Annotated in this window: 16 protein-coding genes; 7 read left to right on the top strand and 9 right to left on the bottom strand. The window is 46.7% G+C overall.

The genetic code is table 11. The annotated features are described in order from the left end of the window. Window positions 1-23: 23 nt before the first annotated feature. From KOE27_RS00620 to KOE27_RS00610, 3 genes are all read right to left on the bottom strand, one after another. Complete coding sequence (locus tag KOE27_RS00620; protein ID WP_215236945.1) at window positions 24-392, bottom strand: Rid family detoxifying hydrolase; 369 nt, start codon at window positions 390-392, stop codon at window positions 24-26. 119 nt (window positions 393-511) lie between these two features. Further along, window positions 512-1,027, bottom strand: a complete 516-nt coding sequence (locus KOE27_RS00615) for an acyl-CoA thioesterase (RefSeq protein ID WP_215236944.1) — start codon at window positions 1,025-1,027, stop codon at window positions 512-514. 48 nt (window positions 1,028-1,075) lie between these two features. Beyond that, complete coding sequence (locus tag KOE27_RS00610) at window positions 1,076-1,918, bottom strand: porin family protein (protein WP_215236943.1); 843 nt, start codon at window positions 1,916-1,918, stop codon at window positions 1,076-1,078. Between the two features lie 253 nt (window positions 1,919-2,171). On the opposite strand from KOE27_RS00610, the gene KOE27_RS00605 reads away from it, so the two are divergent. Further along, complete coding sequence (locus tag KOE27_RS00605; protein ID WP_215236942.1) at window positions 2,172-3,395, top strand: IS110 family RNA-guided transposase; 1,224 nt, start codon at window positions 2,172-2,174, stop codon at window positions 3,393-3,395. A 231-nt stretch (window positions 3,396-3,626) separates the two neighbouring features. On the opposite strand, the gene KOE27_RS00600 is transcribed toward KOE27_RS00605, so the two are convergent. From KOE27_RS00600 to KOE27_RS00590, 3 genes are all read right to left on the bottom strand, one after another. Beyond that, entirely contained in the window at window positions 3,627-4,313 is a 687-nt protein-coding gene (locus tag KOE27_RS00600) for a head GIN domain-containing protein (RefSeq protein WP_215236941.1), read from the bottom strand. 111 nt (window positions 4,314-4,424) lie between these two features. Beyond that, the gene (locus tag KOE27_RS00595) at window positions 4,425-6,947 is read right to left on the bottom strand and encodes a PspC domain-containing protein (protein ID WP_215236940.1); all 2,523 of its coding nucleotides are present in this window, start codon (window positions 6,945-6,947) and stop codon (window positions 4,425-4,427) included. A gap of 40 nt (window positions 6,948-6,987) precedes the next feature. Next, window positions 6,988-7,353, bottom strand: a complete 366-nt coding sequence (locus KOE27_RS00590) for a PadR family transcriptional regulator (protein WP_215236939.1) — start codon at window positions 7,351-7,353, stop codon at window positions 6,988-6,990. 237 nt (window positions 7,354-7,590) lie between these two features. Here KOE27_RS00590 and KOE27_RS00585 point away from each other — a divergent pair, with 237 nt between their 5' ends. The 5 genes from KOE27_RS00585 (at window position 7,591) to murA (ending at window position 15,571) form a co-directional block, all read left to right on the top strand. Beyond that, window positions 7,591-8,103, top strand: a complete 513-nt coding sequence (locus KOE27_RS00585) for a dihydrofolate reductase (protein WP_215236938.1) — start codon at window positions 7,591-7,593, stop codon at window positions 8,101-8,103. A 22-nt stretch (window positions 8,104-8,125) separates the two neighbouring features. Beyond that, a complete protein-coding gene (gene porU2 / locus KOE27_RS00580) occupies window positions 8,126-12,040 on the top strand; it encodes a putative type IX secretion system sortase PorU2 (protein WP_215236937.1) in 3,915 nt (1,304 codons plus the stop codon). A gap of 82 nt (window positions 12,041-12,122) precedes the next feature. After that, entirely contained in the window at window positions 12,123-13,319 is a 1,197-nt protein-coding gene (locus KOE27_RS00575) for a hypothetical protein (protein WP_215236936.1), read from the top strand. A gap of 89 nt (window positions 13,320-13,408) precedes the next feature. Next, window positions 13,409-14,140, top strand: coding sequence for a DUF4290 domain-containing protein (locus KOE27_RS00570; RefSeq protein ID WP_215236935.1), 732 nt, complete (start codon window positions 13,409-13,411; stop codon window positions 14,138-14,140). Window positions 14,141-14,263: 123 nt separating this feature from the next. Then, the gene (gene murA / locus KOE27_RS00565) at window positions 14,264-15,571 is read left to right on the top strand and encodes a UDP-N-acetylglucosamine 1-carboxyvinyltransferase (RefSeq protein WP_215236934.1); all 1,308 of its coding nucleotides are present in this window, start codon (window positions 14,264-14,266) and stop codon (window positions 15,569-15,571) included. 109 nt (window positions 15,572-15,680) lie between these two features. On the opposite strand, the gene KOE27_RS00560 is transcribed toward murA, so the two are convergent. Further along, window positions 15,681-16,538 carry a 3-keto-disaccharide hydrolase gene (locus tag KOE27_RS00560; RefSeq protein ID WP_215236933.1) on the bottom strand — a complete coding sequence of 286 codons (858 nt, stop codon included), beginning with the start codon at window positions 16,536-16,538 and terminating at the stop codon, window positions 15,681-15,683. 208 nt (window positions 16,539-16,746) lie between these two features. On the opposite strand from KOE27_RS00560, the gene KOE27_RS00555 reads away from it, so the two are divergent. Next, window positions 16,747-18,069 carry a cryptochrome/photolyase family protein gene (locus KOE27_RS00555; protein ID WP_215236932.1) on the top strand — a complete coding sequence of 441 codons (1,323 nt, stop codon included), beginning with the start codon at window positions 16,747-16,749 and terminating at the stop codon, window positions 18,067-18,069. Here KOE27_RS00555 and KOE27_RS00550 read toward each other — a convergent pair whose 3' ends face one another. Both KOE27_RS00550 and porV read right to left on the bottom strand, forming a co-directional pair. Then, the gene (locus KOE27_RS00550) at window positions 18,070-19,350 is read right to left on the bottom strand and encodes a M16 family metallopeptidase (RefSeq protein ID WP_215236931.1); all 1,281 of its coding nucleotides are present in this window, start codon (window positions 19,348-19,350) and stop codon (window positions 18,070-18,072) included. A gap of 76 nt (window positions 19,351-19,426) precedes the next feature. Further along, window positions 19,427-20,584 (bottom strand): type IX secretion system outer membrane channel protein PorV, encoded by a 1,158-nt coding sequence (porV, locus tag KOE27_RS00545; protein WP_215236930.1) that lies wholly within the window; start codon window positions 20,582-20,584, stop codon window positions 19,427-19,429. Window positions 20,585-20,665 lie beyond the last annotated feature (81 nt).

Genomic DNA, 20,665 nt, shown 5'->3' with positions numbered 1-20,665 from the left:
TCATCCCGGCATTTATATCAAGATTATTCTACTGCAATGACGGATATCTCTACATTGACATCCTTGGGAAGGCGCGCCACCTGAACCGTTTCCCGGGCAGGCGGTTCATTCTTGAAGTAACTTCCATAAATCTCGTTTACAGCTGCAAAGTCCTCTATATTTTTAAGAAAGATGGAAGATTTCACCACATGAGAAAAGGATAGGCCTGCTGCGCCGAGGATGTGCCCGATATTCTGCATCACAACACCGGCTTCGGTTTTGATATCACCAGACTTGGCGATTTCGGCAGCTATCTGACCTGACACATAAAGTGTGCCTTTGATTTTAACCGCCTGGCTATACGGACCGATAGGCGCAGGCGCTTTATCTGAAAAAATAATTTCTTTTGCCATAAAATTGAATTTAATACGGGAGGCAGGGCCGAACTGCTTTTTAAAAACCGGCATTCCAGCTCCGTCAGTAATTTATGGCTGCAAAATTACCAAAAAATTATGGCATGCCTGCGATTTAATTATGCCTGAAACAGGGCTTTCAATTCAACGGCCTCGGAAGGTTTCATTCGCCCGGCAAGTACCAGCCTGAGCTGCCTGCGCCGCATGGCACTTTCAAAAAGTTCATGTTCTTCCTCTGTTTCAGGCTCCAGTACCGGTACTTCTATCGGCCTTCCGTTCTGATCTACGGCAACAAAGGTGTAAAAAGCACTGTTAGTACTCACCCGCTGCCCGGCGGGAATATCCTCTGCCCAAACCTTAAGATGCACCTCCATGGAAGAGTTAAATGCGCGGGTAACCTTGGCATGCATGGTTACGATATTCCCGAGCCTGATGGGCTCCGCAAACGACACGTTGTCAACCGAGGCTGTCACTACAATCCGGTTGGAATGTTTCTGGGCAGCAATGGCGGCACAAATATCCATCCAGTGAAGCAAGCGCCCGCCCATCAGATTGTTAAGCGTATTGGTATCGTTCGGTAATACCATTTCAGTCATCGTCACTTCCGACTGAATGGGTTTTTTCGGCTTTAGCATAAAAATATTAATCCGGCAGGATCAGAAAACGTTTAAACCTAGGGCATTTTAAAATTTCGGGCAGCGTACCTTTTTCCGGGCAATGGCCTGCATTCTGTTACCTATAAGATAATTGGCCCTAAGCTGGAAAAACAGATAACTATCCTTTACTTCGGGACCTCCACGCTGCCCACCTACCTGCCTGGCGGGTAATCCCAGCTCGGGCGAGCGGTCCGAGAGACGGCGTGAAAGATCACTCGGCAGTTGGTCAGGATTGGGATAAAAGGTACTTACATCGTCCAGGTAATCGGACCTTAGAAAATTATTACACAATTCCAGGCCCACACTAAGCCGTTCCGCAGCCTGTATGGAAACCCCCAGACCTCCCGTAAAAACCAAGGGTAACCGGCTGTACTTAACCGCTTCGGTCGTCAAAGGCGCCAGACTGTACCATTCTCCGTCGAGCTTTGCTTTAGGGTTCAAATAAGTAACCCCCACTCCTGCAAAAAGGTAAGGATTGACCGGAGCTTTACGGTTAAATGAAAAAAGGTCTGCCTGTAAACCTAGGGTCAGGTCCGGATTGCGGGTACGAAATGACAGGTTATTTTGCGCATTACGGGAATATTTCTGATTGGCAGAAACCTGATAAAAACGGAGTTCTCCACGTGCGCTCACATTCTCGGTCAGCCGGTAAAGTGCCCCCAAAGAAATGGAAGGCCCCAGCCCCAGGTGCGCCATGTCGATATCATCGCGCAGGTCACCCATATAATAGGCAACCCCAATGCCGCCCGTCAGACTGAGTACCCCAAAAGGGGGTACATATCTGTTTCCGAATTTGTTACGCCCCTGGGCCAATGTTATCTGCCTGACAAAAATCAGCAGAAGTATCAGTATGAATAAACGGTTCTTCATTTGCGATCTTTTTCTTCCCTGCAATTAAAAAGTGATACAAGATTCCACCATTTAAAATTATACCAAAAACTGTTTAAAGCATACTTTAACCATAAACGATGAAATGACAGAAGAAGGTAAAAGTTCGTAAATATATTACTCTTAACTTAATAAGTCTGAACTTCGGTATATAACAAAACAAAACAATTATGAATTGGGGAATTCACCCACGCGCATGAAAGTCGTTTAAATAGAGACCAACCTATCAAACGACATGGCAGTAGTAGAATTCCCCCAGCTCATAGCCCGAGGTTGTGGCCTGGACGTACACAAAGATACAGTAGTTGCTTCGATCAAAGGAACTGGAATCAAGGAAGAAACCCGGACCTTCGCCACGTTCACCAAAGATCTGGAAGAGTTGTTGCAATGGCTTGAGGACCACCAGATTACCCATATTGCTATGGAGAGTACCGGCGTTTACTGGCGGCCTGTATATTATGTTTTGGAAGGCAGCTTTGAGATTATTTTGGTTAATGCCCGTCATATCAAGAATGTTCCCGGCCATAAAACCGATAAAAAGGATTCTGAATGGATCGCTAAACTACTTTTGAGTGGTCTTCTCCGGCATAGTTTTGTCCCCGAAAGCTGGGTGCGAGAGCTAAGAACATTGCTGCGACACCGTAAAAAGCTGGTCAATGAGCGCAGCAGGGAAAAGAATCGCTTACAAAATATCTTAGAGGATGCCAACATTAAGCTCGGCAGCGTGGTCAGCGATGTGTTTTCCAAAACCGGGCAGGGGATTATAGATTTGTTATTGGCCGGTGTTACCGATCCTGTTGTGTTATCAAACCAGGCCAAAGGTTCGCTGGTGAACAAAAAGCAAGCTTTGCAGCAAGCACTTTACGGCCGCTTCTGTGAACGCCACCGTTTTATGTTGAGCTTGATTATCCAGACGATGCATGCCTTAGACGAGCTCATCAGCCAGCTTGACCAGCAGATAGAACTTTGCCTGGCCGATAAGCAGGCCGAGCTCGCATTGCTACAAACCATCCCGGGTGTGTCAAGGCAATCAGCTATTGGTATCGTATCAGAAATCGGTCTGGATATGTCCCAGTTTCTCTCTGACAAACACCTGGCTTCCTGGGCCGGGGTCTGCCCGAGAAATAACGAGAGTGCGGGTAAAGTAAGGTCAGCAAGGATAACCCACGGAAATACCTATTTGAAAACCACATTGATCGAAGCTTCCTGGGCTGCCAGCCATACCCTGAACACTTTCTTGTCATTCAAGTACCACAAACTGGCGCAGAGGCGAGGAAAGAAAAAGGCGGCAATGGCTATCGCCCATCAGATACTAACAGCTGCATACCATATCCTTCGGGATAAACTACCTTACAAGGAACCAACCCTGAAAGCTGAAATCCTGATCGAAAGAAGGAAAGCTGAAATCCAACGGTTGGAAAACCGGGTGAGAAAGTTGAAAATATTAGCGTCCCAATAGAAAGGTCGAGGCTTTTTTTGGTGGACTATACCCCGTTAACAAAACTGATAACAGACGCTAAGCACCCACAGCTGTTGCCATAGAGCACGTAGAAAAAATTTTTCTCTAAGAGGAAAATCGCTTAGATCGATCTGCGATCTTGGGATTGCTGTGGGTATTCGGGTTCAGAAGAGACTTTCAGAAAAAAAAGTCGGTAAAAACCGGCTCCTTTATTCATAATCACTATTGCAGCTAGTCCCTCTTAACCGAACTGGCACCCGAACTACTGGAATGGATATCTTTTGCTGCACCTGAATACCTTACTCTGCTGGCGCCACTGGCTTCGGCGTGAATCACATTACTGGCCATTACATAAGCACTGCTGGCACCCGATGCATCAATATTTACCTCTTTGCTACTGAAATCTCTCCCTTTAAAAGAAGATGCGCCTGAAACCTCGCCGTTCAGCACGTTACACGAGCCTGTAAGAATGAGTGACGAAGCTCCCGAAAGGTCGAAAGTTACCTTTGGTGCCGAGAAGTCCATCGTTACCTGGGAAGCACCGGATACCTCAATAACCATCTGCTTGGCACCCGTGAAGGCAGAAACATTGGCCCTGCTTGCGCCGGAAAAATCTACTCCTTCCAATGTCGGCATGGTGATATTTACGGTGACGGATTTATGATTGTTATTCCAGCCTCCGGATTTATACCCTAATTTAAGCACACCTCCTTTTACTAAAGCACTCAGATCATCCAGATCTTCTCTTCTCCCGCTGGTGACGACGCTGTATTCCTTTCCCTGTTTAACTTCTATCCTGAATGCACTTCCCATCGAAAGTTTATCAAAGTCGGATACTGAAAATTTTCGGGTATCCTGCGCCATTGTTACAGCTGTAACAGCGACGAGCATCATGAAGGTAGCAATTGTTTTTTTCATGGTAGGTTTATTTTTATCCGACTATTAGATGTGTATATGCTGTAAAATGTTGCACGAAAATTAAAAATTACTGAAACTTCCGCCGATCATACTTTAGCCGGTGCCAGAGCTTTACTCTATAACCTCTATTTTACTGGCTCCGTTTTCGCTCTTTTTGATATTGTTTACCCGGCCCAGGCTTACCTTGGAAGCTCCGGAAGCGGAAACATCTGCATTCTGAATGTTCATTTCAGTGGCCTCCACTTTACAGGCACCCGACAGATCCATCGTTGCTGAGCGTGCCGACCCCTTGAATATGACCTTTGAAGCACCGGAAATCTCCGCACGCAGCTGGTCGGTTTCTACGTTTATCTCCGACTGGGAAGCACCGGAAATATCCACATCCAGTTTTGATAATCCTTTGAAACCGAATATCCTGGCCTTGTTCGCACCGGAGATACTTACCGCTTCCAGTTGAGGAGTAGTAATAACAAAACCAATGCGTTTGTTACTTCCTTCGAGCAGCGAAAAATTACTGAAGCGACTTACTTTCAGTACACCACCATCCACTTTTACTTTCAGGTCGTCCACGTCTTTTTCATCACCGTCTGCTGTTACACTGTATTCTGTTCCGTGCTTAAGAGTGATGGAATAAGCACCTCCCAGGTCAACCTTTGTGAAATCCCCTACAGGAAACTGTTTCATAAAAGTCCCTCTCTCCCCCAGATCGATTTCTCCGTTATCATCTCCGTCGTATGAATAATTTTCGTCCTCCTGTTCTTCATCGTGCTTCAGGAATTTTGCGGGAAAATTGGTACAAATTAGCCCTGAATCCCGACGCATGACCCACCTCAGATTTCTCCAGTTCAGCTCCCCATTCTCCAGATCGTATTTGCCTATATTCTGATAATTATCTCCCCAGCGGCTCATCGACTCATAAAAATTCCGGGTCATTACAAACGGCATGTTATAGGGGACAAAAAGCTTGGCATCTACATTCTGCTCCCGGAATCTGCCGGCACTCCGCTGCGGGCCTTCTTTAAATAGGAACAGGGAATCGTTTACAGTAATATCATATTCTATGCTTTGTGCCATTTTTTCTGCCTCCTCTCTGGACCTTCCTCTCGAGAACAAAGTCTTTTCCAGTTTAATACTGTCTGATGAACCATACCCTTCAAGAAAAATATCTAAATCCACATTATCTTCCTCGTAAATCCCATTGTGATCTAATGTTAAGGTACCTGTCGGTAAGGCGTAAAAAGTTGTCTGAACCACCTCTCCGCGTTTTGCGAAATTGCGTTGATAAGCCACACCGCCAATCGTGGCGCCAATGATCCCTACAATCCAGAGCCCGGCCAGTGTCAGCCATACCGTACCGGATACGATCTTTTTATTGGAAAGAAGTGTCAGCCCGAGCAGGAGAAGGAAAACCAGAGGAATGGCAGCCACCAGGATTCCCGATAAAATCAGGCTTCCCGGTAATTCCTGGAATATCATAAAAGGTACCGGCAGGTTATCAAACTGTACCGAATTCATCAGTCCCAGGGCAATGGCGCTGCCCACAACAAGCGTCAGCAGTGAAATGGATGAAAACCCCACCAGTATTACGCCTATCAGTATCCTCACCACCGGGCCAAGCCCCTTTAATAACTTCCCCAAGGCTCCGATGATCAGCGCGATGGCACGAAAAGGCAACAGTAATATTTTGCTAACAATGTGTTCCTCACCAGCCTTTGCATCTGGATCAAGGCTCTGTTTAATATTGGATTCAATATTGGAAAGCGTGATGGGCTCACCCTGCATTTCCATTTTTTCAGTCAAGGTGTTGGCCGAAGGCGCTATCACCCCAAGAACGATATAAATAATCACGCCGGTCCCGAACAATAGTATCGAGAGTACCCACAGAAAACGCACCACGCCCAAGTCTATCCCAAAATAAGATGCAACCCCTGCCGCCACACCACTTACCACCTTGCGGTCCGGATCTCGGTAGAACTTCTTGACCGTTGCATCCTCTTCCAGTGTTAAGGACCCCGGAAATGCGATCCACATGGCAATGTAAATCAGCACGGCAAATCCTGATACTCCCGCCAGATCACCGGCATTACCAAAATCCAGCATACCCGATCCGGCAGGAAGGCCTACCACTGCAAATAAAAATGCCAGCCGGACCCAGATCGGATCAATTGTAAAATAATTGGCCAGACCAGCCGCCACACCACCGATCAGTTTCCGGCGCAGGTCACGGAATAATTTCCGGGAGCTTGCTGCAGGCTGTTTTTTCGCTTCCGCTTTAGGTTCGGAATAAGCCTTGGGTTCTTCCTGTGCCGTAAACGTTTCTTCCCGTGCCGTCTCCAGCGGGTCAGCCAGGATATCTTCGGCCTGCTCTATGGCTTCAAAGTCTGCCACAGTACCCATGGCCGTGATGAGCTCCTCAACATCTTCCAGGGAGATCACCTGCTTGCCATCCGACTTCTGTTTGTTCCAGAACCGCTCGGCCACCCGCGCTTCAATATCCGAAACAATTTCCTTGCTGTCGGCGAAAGAAGCAAAATACCGCTGGATAGAGGTCAGGTAGTTCTTTAGTTTTTCGTAGCCATCCTCCTCTATATGAAAGATTACGCCACCTATATTAATGCTGATAGTCTTTTTCATGATTGAAAGAATCAAATATCTTTTTGTGGATCAGTTAGGGTCAGGATGGATTGGATGCTGCGTTTTTACTAAGATCTTCCGTCCGTTTAATTACGATTGATACCGAATCGGCCAGCTCAAACCAGGTGGCCTGCATAGCCTCGAGAAAAATCTTCCCCTCTTCTGTCAAAACATAATATTTGCGCGGGGGCCCCGACGAGGACTCTACCCATTTATAATCCAGCCAACCCGAATTTTTTAACCTTGTCAGCAACGGGTACAGGGTGCCTTCCACCACCATGATCCTTGCCGAAGTGAGCTCATCCAACATATCCGAGGCATATACTTCCCCCCGGGATATGATATGCAGTATGCAGAATTCCAGGATTCCTTTGCGCATCTGCACCTGGGCATTTTCAATATTCATATTGGTTTCATCTGTTAATTAAATAAAATAAGTTCATGGCTAATAGCAAGCTTATCTTCCTTACTACCATACAAAGGTATACACAGGTACTTTGCGATGCAAGGTACCATGTTAAAAAATTATAAAGAAAGTATGAATGGCAACATAGCGGGGTGACCGGCAAAAAAAAGGCATCTATTTTAAACCTAAATGATTTGAAGTATATTTTGGAAAATTTTCGGCTAACTTCTTACTGTTTTGGATAAAAAAACACGCGTGTATCTGATTGCGGCAATGAGCGAAAACCGGGTAATCGGGATCAACAACAGTTTGCCCTGGCACCTTCCGGACGAGTGGGAGCACTTCCGTAAAGTAACCAATGGCAAGCCTTTTATCATGGGCCGAAAAAGTTATGAAGCGCCCGATGCACTGCACTCTCCATACCGCAATATAGTCCTTAGTTCCGAGAAAAAAGAAACAGCCGGTGTTGAATATGCTGCAAGCCTAGATGAGGCACTTGCGCTTTTGGAGGAGGAGCCGGAGGCATTCATCCTGGGCGGCGCAACTGTTTTCAAAGAAGCCATACATCTTGCCGAACGGCTGTACCTGACCGTTGTACATGCGCATCTGGAAGGCGATGCTTTTTTTCCCCAGGTGAATAGTGATGAATGGGAACTTACTTCGTCTGAATATCATGGTACCGACGAAAGGCATGTTTATTCCTTTTCAATGAATATTTATGATCGAAAAATACCGGGTCGGCAGTCCTGATTTGCAAGTTTAAATAACACTCATGGTCCGGAAGGTATTATTTCAAATATTCTTATGCGGCTGCTTTCTGGCCTGCTCACATGCAAATGCTCAAAAGATCTATGGCAACGAATGGATCAACCATGAGCAAACCTACCTGCGCATTCCAATCGTCCAGTCTGGATTTTACAGAATCACCGGGGAGGAACTTGAACAGGCAGGTATTCCGCTGCAATCGGTACGGTCAGCCAGCTTTCAGATGTTTCGCAGGGGGAAGGAACTGGCTATTGAGGTAAAACAAAAAGATTCCGGCGGCCTGGATTACATAGGCTTTTACGGCGAACGCAACGACGGAGCGCTCGACACCGCCCTATATGTGAAGCCGGATGACATGCCACACACGCATTACAGCCTTTATTCGGACACCTCCGCCTATTTCCTCACCTGGCATGGCACGCTTGCAGGCAAACGGATTATAGAAAGTACAAACACAGGCTCAGAGGAGACGATCAATGAAAATGACGCGGAAACCAGTCAGCTTTTCACTTCATCCTATCCGGCCGGAAACTTTTATCCGGCAACCAGTACTTATGATAACGGATCCGTCCTCACAACTTATGATGTAGGCGAAGGCTGGACAGGCCCCGAAGTGAGTAATGGAAGCTGGTCGACGGCGATACTTACTACTGAAAATGCGGTGGCTGAAAAAATGGACCGGGCGGTGGCTGAACTTGTCATAGTAGGCAGGTCGGCCGGGAATCACGAAATTGAAGTATGGACGGGTACCACTACCGCGAAAGGACGAAAACTCGGTTCCTTTAAGCTCCTCAACTATGCTTCCGGAACTTTCAGGACCACATTGGCGGCCGAAGATGTGAACCCGGACGGCACCATAAAAATTTCAATTGTTCCTCTTCAGAATACCGGTACGGTTTCACTGTCTTATGCCCGGTTGAGGTACCCTCAAAAATCGGTTCTATCCGGGACAGGCCCGCAGAAAGAATTTTATTTCAATTTGCCGAACCAGGCAAAATGGAACCTGGCAGCCGAAACCGCCTGGCAGTTTTATGATATTTCGGATCTGTACACAGCAAAGGAGATCAAACCGGTGGCAGGTATATCCTTACAGCATACGGCAAGGATTGTGGCGGTCAGGCAGGCTTTGAAAATCCCGGCTCCGAGGGTCGTCCGATTTGGCGATCTGCGTGACACTAAAATCAACTATCTCATTATCACCCACCCGGCGGTACGTCAAAAAATTAATGGTACCGATCCTGTCCTGGCGTATGCAACCTACCGCTCTTCCGAACAAGGCGGGAGTTACCTGCCGTATATTGTAAACAGCGAAGAAGTTTACGACCGCTTCAACTACGGCGAACCAGGCCCCGGGGGGATCCGTAACATGATTGCCTGGCTGCACAAAAACGCATCCCTTCAATTTGTTTTCCTGATAGGCCGCTCCATTGATCCCCAAACAGCCCGTAAACAGGCGAATGCCCGACAAGCCGATATGGTACCCAACGCAGGCTGGCCAGGCTCCGACGTAGCACTTTCCATGAACCTGAACGGTAGCGGAACCTATGTACCACTGGTACCTGTGGGGCGTCTCAATGCAGCCAGCGCTGAAGATGTGAGGAGATACCTTGAGAAGGTCAGAAACCTGGAGGCTCAGCCTGCCTCTGCAGCATGGCGCAAGAACATCCTGCACCTGAGCGGCGGACGCTCGGCGGCGGAATTACCTGTTTTTAAAGAGTATGTCAATTCGTTTGAGAGAAGAGTACAGGGCACATCGCTGGCTGCAAAATTCAGGACCATTTCCAAAAAGACGGACGAACCCGTTGAGGAATTCCCCATTTACGAAGAGGTGAATAATGGGGTGGCACTGCTCACGTTGTTCGGGCATTCCAGCCTGAACGTTTCGGATATTGATATCGGCTTCGCCTCGGATACAAAAAGAAATTACAAAAACAACCCGTTCTACCCGGCCGTGCTGGTAAATGGCTGTGCATTGGGCAACATCTATTATAGTGCTGCCACCATCAGCAACGACTGGATCCTGTCGCCATCAAACGGAGCCGTACTATTCCTCGCTCACACCCACAATGGACTGGTTTCTGCTTTAAAACGGTATTCCGATTCCTTTTACGACGTATTGGCCGACCGATCTTTTACTTCGCAGCCTTTCGGTCTGATCCAGAAAGAAGCAATCAGGAGAAATATTGCCAGGTACCCCGGCGTGACGGACGGTATCACCAGCCAGCAGATGAACCTGCAGGGCGACCCCGCCATCAGGATTTTCCCGGCTTCCAAACCTGATTATGTATGGGACTCTTCTACATTGGTTTTCTCCGACCCATCGGGACGAGCGCTGACCGCCTGGAGTGATTCCGTCAGAGTCCGTATTGCAGTTGCCAATAATGGAAGATTCCGAAAGGAAAAGATCCGGGTGTCGGTCAGGCGGACCAAGGAAACAGTAACCCTTTTTGAAGATCAATGGGAAATGGATGCAATGCCCCACGCCGACACGTTATCCTTTACTATTCCCAATAAAAGCACCACGGGGGGAGATGAAACCTGGATCTTTTCAATTGATCCCTCAGCCTTATTGGACGAGGAAAACAAAAGTAACAATGTATTGACCTCAACGCTAGCCATTAAGGAAGGCGGAGCCATCCCTTTGTTACCGGTAAAAGATTATCAAACCAATACCTTGCAAATTGACTTGGTCGCCCAAACAACGGAAGATAAGCCCAATGGTACCGTCATCTTTGAATGGAGTAAAAACAGCGCATTCCCCGAAAACGAGGTCCGCAGAAGTACTGTCAGTGCAAAGGAATTCATAGCGGTGCATAAAATTGATCAGCCCGGAGCCGAAGCAGGGAAATATTACTGGAGGGTTTATATGCAGGGAGACCAGCTAAGACCTTCCGAAACAAGATCCATTACCTACATTCCCGGCACCGATCTGCCCGTTGTAAAAACGCCGGAGGTAATCATTTTACCCACTACGCTCCCGGCAGCAATTGCACAGGGTAACATTTACCGGGCCACCCTATCGTTTCGTAACATCACCGATTTTGGCTTCTCCGATTCGGTATCCGTATTGATAACCACAAAAAACAAACTTGTATCGGTTGAGCAAACCTTGCGGATAGCACCTGTAGAAGCACAGGAAACCAGGAATATCCAGCTAGAATTTGAAACGCTCGACAAAGAAGGCCCCCAGCAGATCACGTTAGTATTCAACAATATGCGGTTGCCCGAAACGGTGTATGCAAACAATACGCTTTCCTTCGGCTTCGAAGTGATCCCCGACCGCCTTCCGCCCGTAGTGACGGTAATGGTTGACGGACGCAGTATTTTAAATAACGAAGTTGTTTCTCCCCAGCCGCAGATACGCGTTCAGATCGTTGATGAAAATCCCTTTATGCAGCGTTCAGATACAACAGGCACCGAGATATGGCTGACTGAGGACTGCACTGGCTGTGCTGCCAGAAAAATTTCATTAACGAATGCAAGCCTGCAGGTTGACCCTGAAAATGGTCTGCTGATTGGCCTTACTTTACCCGCACCGCTGACCGCCGGACGCTATAAATTACAGGTATATACCAGCGACCTGAGCAAAAACCAGGCACCGGTTTATGAGATTTTTTTCCGTGTGATTACCTCTGCCTCTTTTGCGGGTACTGTTTATCCTAACCCTTCCGCGCACTGGTTCCGTTTTACAATGGATATTACCGGAGAAATTCCTCCTGAAATATGGACGATAAGCATCTGGAACAAACTGGGACAGCTGATCAAAAATCAGGACATTATGCCTCATCTGGGAAAAAATGAGTGGCACTGGCAACCTATCAAACTCAGTTCAGGTATATATTTTTACAAAATGACTTTAAAGAGCAAAGACGCCGACTATCCCGGTTATGCAACAAAAGGGAAATTAATATGGATGCCCTGATTTCCCATGGTACTGTTTATTCATTCAGCAGATTTACTGAACAGTTAAGAACCGGGGATTTATTTCAGCCGTCTGCACGTATATGATACCAGGAACCAGATTTCCTCCTTCTTTTTTACTGTTCCTTTTATGGACTTTACAATGCGGACTGGTATTGTTTCTTGCTGCCATTAATCCCAATCATTATACAACCATTGACTCCCACCTTTACCTGGAGTCGGCCTCGCGGTTGCTGGGTGGAGAAGGTTACCGTATCCGACAGAACAATGTGCTGATATGGAACGGAATTTACCCGATGGGCTATTCCAGCCTCATCGCCATGGTGTCTTTCATGACTAGTTTAAATGTGCTCTGGGCTTCAAAGGTGCTAAACCTTATTGCCTCCGCCATCTGGCTGCTAAGCCTCAGAAAATGGTTTGGTGAAAGCAAAGCGTTGTTTATGGGTACCCTGTTACTGCTCGGGTCCTTCCTCAAGCTTTGGGCGCACACCTGGTCTGAACCCTTGTTTCTGATGGTCCTGTTTAGCTGGTTTTACCATTTTGTACGGAATATGACAAAGCCGGGACAACCGGCTTTCCGTGATTTCCTAATTCTTTTTCTGCTGGGTACGCTGCTGATGCTGATCCGTTACGCCGGTATCTTTATCATTATGCTTACCGTTCTTGCGGGTATCTATTCCGCTTTAAAGCACACTAGTCTCCGCGCATTTTTTTTTCTAATGCTGTCTCTTTTATGGCTTATCTGTTTTGGAGGGTACCTGTGGCTCAATTATTGGCATACCGGCTCTTATTATGGCGGTGAACGACTGGACGATACCTTCAGATTCTTACCCGTTACCCTTCTTTTCGCAAAAGGCCTGCTCAACGAATTATTGATTATACGGGATTTTGTCCCCGGAAAGTCCGATGTACTTTTCCTGGTCGCGACGTTCCTACAGATATTCCTTACTGCCCGGCTCAGTCTGAACTTACGAAAGACCGATCATCAGATAGCAGGCACAACCGAAAGCTGGGTTCGGTATGCTGCCGGAACGGCCATCGCCTATTTGTTATTTCTGTTTGTCCTTCGGAACATAAGTCCTTTTGACCCTCCGGGTTATCGCCTGCTGGCCCCCTTTACTTTCCTGGCGGTCTGGGCTCTTTTACTTTATCTTTCGGAATATGCCATAAGCAGATATTCCAAATTACTTTTTGCCGTTTTGGTACTGGCCTCATGGTTCCAGCTGGTACCAGACAAAGACCTTAAAAGTAAATTTCAATCGCTGTTGAATTTAATATAAGACCTTTGCTTCAGGTACTTTATTACAGGCCTTGGCTTGTTTCGCCAAAAACTTCTTATTTTTGTCAATTCTCTAAATAAATCAAGCAATTGAAAGAATACGGTAGCAACGTACAAAAACTCGCCGATCAGATTGTCCGAATGGAAGATCGGACCAAACGCACGCTTTATGCGCACATTTTGGTTGAGCTGATGCGTCAGATACATCCCAACATGCGGGATAATCAGGACTATACAAACAAACTCTGGGACGACCTCTATATCATGTCAGGCTTCGAGCTGGACGTGGATAGCCCTTACCCGCCTCCATCCAAAGAGCTACTTGGCAAAAAACCGCTTAAGGTAGGTTATAACCAGCAGAATCTTACTTTCAGGCATTATGGACGGAATATCGATCTGTTACTTGAAAAGGCCTCTCAAACAGAAAACCCGGACGACCGTCTGGCGTTTGTCTCCTACATTTTCAGGCTGATGCGTTCATTCTTCAATACCTGGAACAAGGATAATCCTGAAGACAGCGTGCTCATCGGCCAGATGCAGCAATTGTCTAAAGGCAGGCTGAAGGAAGAAATCGAATATATCCGAGTGAATGGTCCTGTGGATGCAGCCCCCAAAGACCGGAACAATAACAACCAGGATCGTGCAAGAGGTAACCAGCAAGGCGGAGGTTTCAGGGCACAGCAAAACCATAATCAGGACCGCACAGGCGGGCCCAACCATACAGGCAACCAAAACAGAAACCGTCCCAATAACAAGTTCGGAGGGCGAAATAATAATAACAACAACAACAATAATCGTAACAGAAAAAAGCCAGGCATTTAATCCTGAATGAAAGTAAAGAAGCCAATGACCGGCAAAACCGGCTCTGAAACGGCTTACTTTAGCTCATTGTACCGCTTATATTTTCCAACGCAGGCAAATTTATTACATCGCCAAACATCCGATATGGCTTCATTTAAAATTACCGGAGACCGCCGTCTTAAAGGAGAAATTATACCCCAGGGTGCAAAAAACGAAGCTCTCCAGATCATCTGTGCAGTACTTCTTACCAAGGAACCTGTGACAATCCATAACATTCCGGATATCCGTGATGTGAACCAGCTCATCAATTTATTGGGTGATCTGGGCGTAAGGAAAACCCGGCTCAGCGAATCATCCATACGTTTTGAAGCAGACAATATCAACCTTGATTACCTGGAATCAGATTCATTCAGGCAAAAAGCTTCGGCTCTGAGAGGTTCGGTGATGCTGCTGGGCCCGATGCTTGCCCGTTTTCGCAAGGGCAGAATCCCAAGACCGGGTGGCGACAAAATAGGCCGCAGGAGGCTGGATACCCATTTTCTGGGTTTCGAAAAACTAGGCGCCGAATTCAGTTATGACGAAGAAGACGGCGGCTTTTACCGCGTGGATGCCGCCAATCTGAAAGGTACCTATATGCTTCTGGACGAAGCCTCCGTAACAGGAACCGCCAATGTGCTGATGGCCGCTGTTATGGCAGAAGGTACCACTACCATCTACAACGCCGCCTGTGAGCCTTATCTTCAGCAGTTATGCAAAATGCTGAACCGGATGGGCGCCAGGATTTCTGGTATTGCCTCCAATTTGCTGGTTGTGGAAGGGGTCAGCGAGCTCATGGGCACGGAGCACACGATGCTGCCCGACATGATCGAGATTGGTAGCTTCATCGGACTTGCTGCCATGACAAAATCTGAAATTACCATCAAAAACTGCCAGATTGCACAACTAGGCATTATCCCTGATGTTTTTAAAAGACTGGGAATTGCGATGGAATTCCGTGGGGACGACATATTCATTCCCGCCCAGGATCATTACCGGATGGAAAACTATCTGGACGGTTCAACCCTCTCTGTGGCGGATGCTCCCTGGCCTGGTTTCACTCCTGACCTGCTGAGTATCGTACTGGTAACAGCTACACAGGCGCAGGGAACAGTGCTAATCCATCAGAAAATGTTTGAAAGCAGGCTTTTTTTCGTAGATAAGCTGATTGAAATGGGCGCCCAGATTATCCTCTGCGACCCGCACCGTGCAACGGTAATAGGCCATAACCGCGAAACCCAGCTGCGTGGCATCCGTATGACCTCTCCGGATATACGTGCCGGGGTAGCGCTGCTTATCGCCGCCATGTCCGCGAAAGGAGTTAGTATTATTGATAATATTGAACAGATTGACCGCGGTTACCAAAATATTGATGGCCGTCTGAACGCAATCGGGGCCGAGATTGTCAGGTTATAATATTCAGGAGATTATATATGAAAAGAGGAGCTTAATCGGCTCCTCTTTTCATATATATTTCAAAAAAATGCCTGAAAAAACTGCACTGCTCCCGATTTACCCAAAAAAACTATTTCTTTTTTCCATACTTGCACAGGCTGTTATCTGCCTTTACAAAATAGGATTTGAAATTGGAAGCCTTCGGGTCCATGCAGCCCTTCAGGTCCAGTATCTCCACTTTGCGGAACTCCACCGGATGGCTCTCGCTCTGAAGAGATATGGAACCATGGTCCAGCAACTTTCCGTCAATCATAAGCGAAGGATCATTACCACTTACGTTGCCCCCTCCAAGCTGAGGTTTCTGATACTGTAGTACCATTTCCCCATTAGCAAAATGCTGGATTAGTGAATCTCCCAGTACCAGTACTTCGGCCTTCACCCACTGATCTCCGTCGTAAGTCCTGGACGTAGAATTTACACAGTGCTGCGTGATGAGCTTGCCGTCCATCACCACATTGGTACCTGGTGTACAGAGGTTGCAGGTAGATCTTTTTTTGCCATTGCCCCCCAGAAGCTGCACCTCAATGGAAGCCGGAAAATCCTGATCCTTTCCCATTGTGGCAGCGGGTTGTCCGTGTACCATGATACCGCTGTTCCGCCACGCCCATCCCTCTCCTTTTGGTGCCTGTTCACCCACAAACCGGTACTCTACTGAAATTCTGTAATAGGAGAAATCGCCTTTGTAGAAGATATGGCCATATTTTTGTTTGAAATCATCGTATTGATCATACCTGACAATCATTTTTCCATCCTCTACCCTGAAAGTATTTCCATAATTCTCGTTGAGGCCATATCCCCGGATTTTTATATCCCAGCCATCCAGATTTTTTCCATTAAACAACTGCTTCCATTCCTGTTTATCGGCATTCTTTTGAGAAAATCCTGTTAAGGATACCAAACTTAACAAGACAGCTAATATTACTTTCATAAATTCCGGATTAAATGATGGCAAAGGTTTCCTGGTTACAATATTAACATATCGCACCCAAAGTCAGTACTTTTTCCGGCACCTATAATTACTGGTATGATTTGGACCATAAAATAAATGACAAGAGAAGTACCCGGGACATTTTTATTTTATCCGCCCTTTATCTAAGTTTCCGGAGCAAAAGATAATACCGATATTTTATCCGGATATGATTCTAGACCAAAAAGAGAAAATAGCCATATTCTGGTACCGCCGCGACCTGCGGCTGCATGACAACGCAGGATTATATCATGCCTTGCGTTCAGGCCTGCCAGTGTTACCGCTGTTTATTTTTGACACCCATATCCTCAACAAGCTTGGTAATAAAAGCGACAAGCGGGTAACCTTCATACATACCACGATGGAGTCCTTAAAAGAGGAGTTAAAAAAGCATGGCGCTGATGTCCTGGTAAAATATGGCGCACCTGAAAAAATGTGGGAGGAAGTCCTGTCTGCCTACAACGTTACCGAAGTATATGCCAATCACGACTATGAACCGTATGCCACAGAGAGGGATACTACCATAAAAACATTACTGCACAACAACCAGATACCCTTTAAGACCTACAAGGATCAGGTGGTTTTCGAAAAAACCGAGATTCTTAATGGCCAGAATGCACCTTACACAGTTTTCACTCCTTACAGCCGGGCCTGGAGAGAGAAATGCAATACTTTTTTCCTTTCTTCCTACCCGACCGTGCAATACCTCGGAAAGCTGGCTAAGACAGATGAGCTCCCCTTCCCCAGTCTGAAATCAATGGGTTTTGAGCATTCAGGAAGTACTTTCCCTTCTGAAAATGTACCCGATCAGTTGCTGAAAAAGTATGAAGAGCAGCGGAATTATCCCGCTCTTAAGGGAACATCCAGGCTGGGCATACATCTCAGGTTTGGAACGGTCAGCATACGTGAGCTGGCCAGAAGAGCTTTTGAAAACAGCAATACCTGGCTGAACGAACTGATATGGCGGGACTTTTATCACCAGATATTATGGAATTTTCCTCATGTCGGAAATGGAAAGGCGTTTCGCGCGGACTACGACCGGATCAGATGGCGAAACAATGAGCATGAATTTAAATGCTGGTGCGAAGGCAAAACAGGATACCCGCTTGTGGATGCAGGAATGCATGAATTAAACGAAACCGGGTTCATGCACAATCGGGTAAGGATGGTGACGGCAAGCTTCCTGTCCAAACATCTGCTGATAGACTGGCGCTGGGGAGAAGCCTATTTTGCTGAAAAATTACTTGACTACGACCTTGCCGCAAATAACGGAGGCTGGCAATGGGCCGCAGGCTCCGGAACCGACGCCGCGCCCTATTTCCGGATATTCAACCCGGCTGCACAGGCTTCCAAATTTGACCCAAGAGGTGAGTATATCAAACAGTGGGTACCGGAACTCAACAGTATGAATTATCCGGAACCCATTGTTGACCATAAAATGGCCAGGGAGAGATGCCTGAAAGCTTATAAAGAGGCTCTTAATAAGGAATGATCACTTTCCACCCACCACTACCTCCACCATTGTTTCAGGACGTAAGTACTTATTAGCCATTGCTATCACATCCTGGCTGGTGGTAGCGTGGATCTGTTCTACATACCGGCTGAAAAAATCCGAAGGCAGACCTTCGAGCAGTAACACTTTCTGTCGGTCTGCCACTTCAAAGGCGGTATTCAGAGAACCGGCAAGCTCTCCGGACATAAAATTTTTGACTGTCTGTAACTCCTCCTCGCTTACGAGTTCGGTCTGCAGCCTGAACATTTCTTTTTTGATCTCGTCGATCGTTTGCTGGGTAAATTCTTTTTTCACATCCGTTCCTATCATGATATACCCTTCTCTGGAAAGCGTTACCATGTGAGACGAGATTCCGTAGGTCAAACCTTTTTCTTCCCGTATATTCTTCATAAGACGAGACCCGAAATACCCTCCAAAGATTTCGTTGGTTACCAGCATTTTGAAATAATCGGCATGATCACGGGTGAACATCCGCCGCCCTATTCTGATAGACGACTGAACGCTATCTTGTTTCTCAACAAGAACCTCTTTGCCTTCGTAAGCAGCGGATACGGCTCTGGTTACCACTGAAACGTCAGCAGTTAAACTAGCCTGGCCCAATGACTGCCGTACAAGTTCCACATCATTTGCAGATACCTGCCCCGCCAGGATAACGGTGTATTTATTCTTGTTGATAAAACTGTTGTAATGCTCCAGCACCTGATAACGTTCCAGGGAGAGAATATCTGCTTCATTCTGACTCTGACCATAGGGATGATCCTGACCGAATATCGCAGCCCTGAATTCAGAAGTAGCTACGTAGGCTGTCTTTTCCAGGTTAACCCTCAGATTTTGCAAGGTTATATTTTTAAGATCGGCAAGTTCCTTTTCCGGGAAAGCGGCATGCTGAACCAGATCCGTCACAATTCCGAGCACCTCGGGTAAAAAACGGGTAAGACAATATACCACCATTCCCGCTCTGTCGGAAGAGTGAGTCATGTCCGTAAATGCCCCTATTCTTTCAAAAGCTTCGCTGGTTTCTGCAGAAGTCCTTGTAGCCGTTCCCTCGGTAAGCATTTTGATCGCGAAGAACGAAGACGAGGGATATTTCTCGTACCAGTTTCCTGCATCAAATATCACCTCTAGCCTTACCACAGGCTGGTCTCCAATGTTGATGACATGAAGTAATCCCCCATTTTCGAGCGTATAGGAATCGGCTTCCGGCAATTCAATTGTTTTTATAATCTGATAATCCGGTGCTACGGTGCGGTCTAATAACATAGGATGTTGATGTAAAAAAGCGAATGACGTTCTTACAAACGCCATTCGCCAATATGATATGGATTTTCAGACAGGTTTAGTTTTCACTATCACCTACATCAAGTTTCTCTGCTTTGTTAAGATAGAGGCCCAAAGTGATCCGAAGCGTCTGAGCCAACGGGCTGTTTTGCGTTACGGGGAAAAGATATGCGAAATCGATAGCATAACGATCCTTGAAGCGAAGTCCCGCTCCCGCGGTGAAAAACTTGTTATTTCCTTTTACTTTATTTTCTCCGTAATATCCTCCACGCAATGCAAATATATTGTTATACCAATATTCTGCACCAACGGCCAGTGCCACTTCCTTGAGTTCCTCGCTGAAGCCGTCGGGAGCATCACTAAATGAACCGAATGCTCCGGCCAATGCTCCTTTTGTACTTATCTGGGTTCCGTCCGGAGTGGGTACCATCAGTTTTACTGCATCCAGAACAAAATTAAACTTGTTGCGACCGTCAGCACTGAATGAAAGGCCACCGCCCAAACGCAGATTGGTGGGAAGGAAGTTCTCATAATCCGCACCGCCGCCATAACTTACTTTACCTCCCAGGTTGGAGATAACCCCTCCGAGCGACCACGTAAATTCACCGCCGGTTTCAGGATTTTTAAGTTCTTTCCTGTAATAAGCACTGATATCCCCCGCAAATGTTCGGGCAGGTTTTAAAGAAACATTATTGACCAGGGCATTTCCCGTAAGATCCGAGTTGATCCATTTTAACGTTAGACCCATTGAAAAATTCTTGCCTAACTGGCGGGAATACGTTCCGCTGATCGCAAACTCCTTGGAAGTAAAGTACCCCATCTGGGTACCAACGGCATCCCTCAGATCCAGCTCACCGTTGCTGAAATAGTTTACCGATAACGCAACAGCCGAAGTTTTATCAATTTTCTTGTAGGCCGATAAATAGCCGAGCCACATATCGTCTATCAGGTTTCTGAGCCACGGAGTGTAAGAAGCCGATACTCCAAAATCTTTCTCATTATAGGGAAGTTTGGCAGCATTCCAGAAAGTGGAATTAGCGTCTGCACTGGATGCTACTCCCGCCTCGCCCATTGCAGCGCCACGGGCATCCGGAGCAAATCTTAAAAATGATAGTGGTGAATGAGGAATTCGTAGTGTGTCCTGCTGGGCCTTAACTATTATGCTACCCGTCGATAAAATTAACAGTGAGGATAATCTGACAAAAAAAAGTTTCATAGAAATTGGATTTGCGATAGGAAGTGCGTTTAATCAGCTTCTTTAAAGGGTCAAAAATACGATGAAAGATAGTTAATAATA

Origin of the sequence: Dyadobacter sp. CECT 9275 (genome assembly GCF_907164905.1) — a bacterium.
Taxonomy (GTDB): domain Bacteria; phylum Bacteroidota; class Bacteroidia; order Cytophagales; family Spirosomataceae; genus Dyadobacter; species Dyadobacter helix.
The sequence above is the reverse complement of the archived record's forward strand: the minus strand, read 5'-3'. Positions and strand labels throughout refer to the sequence as shown.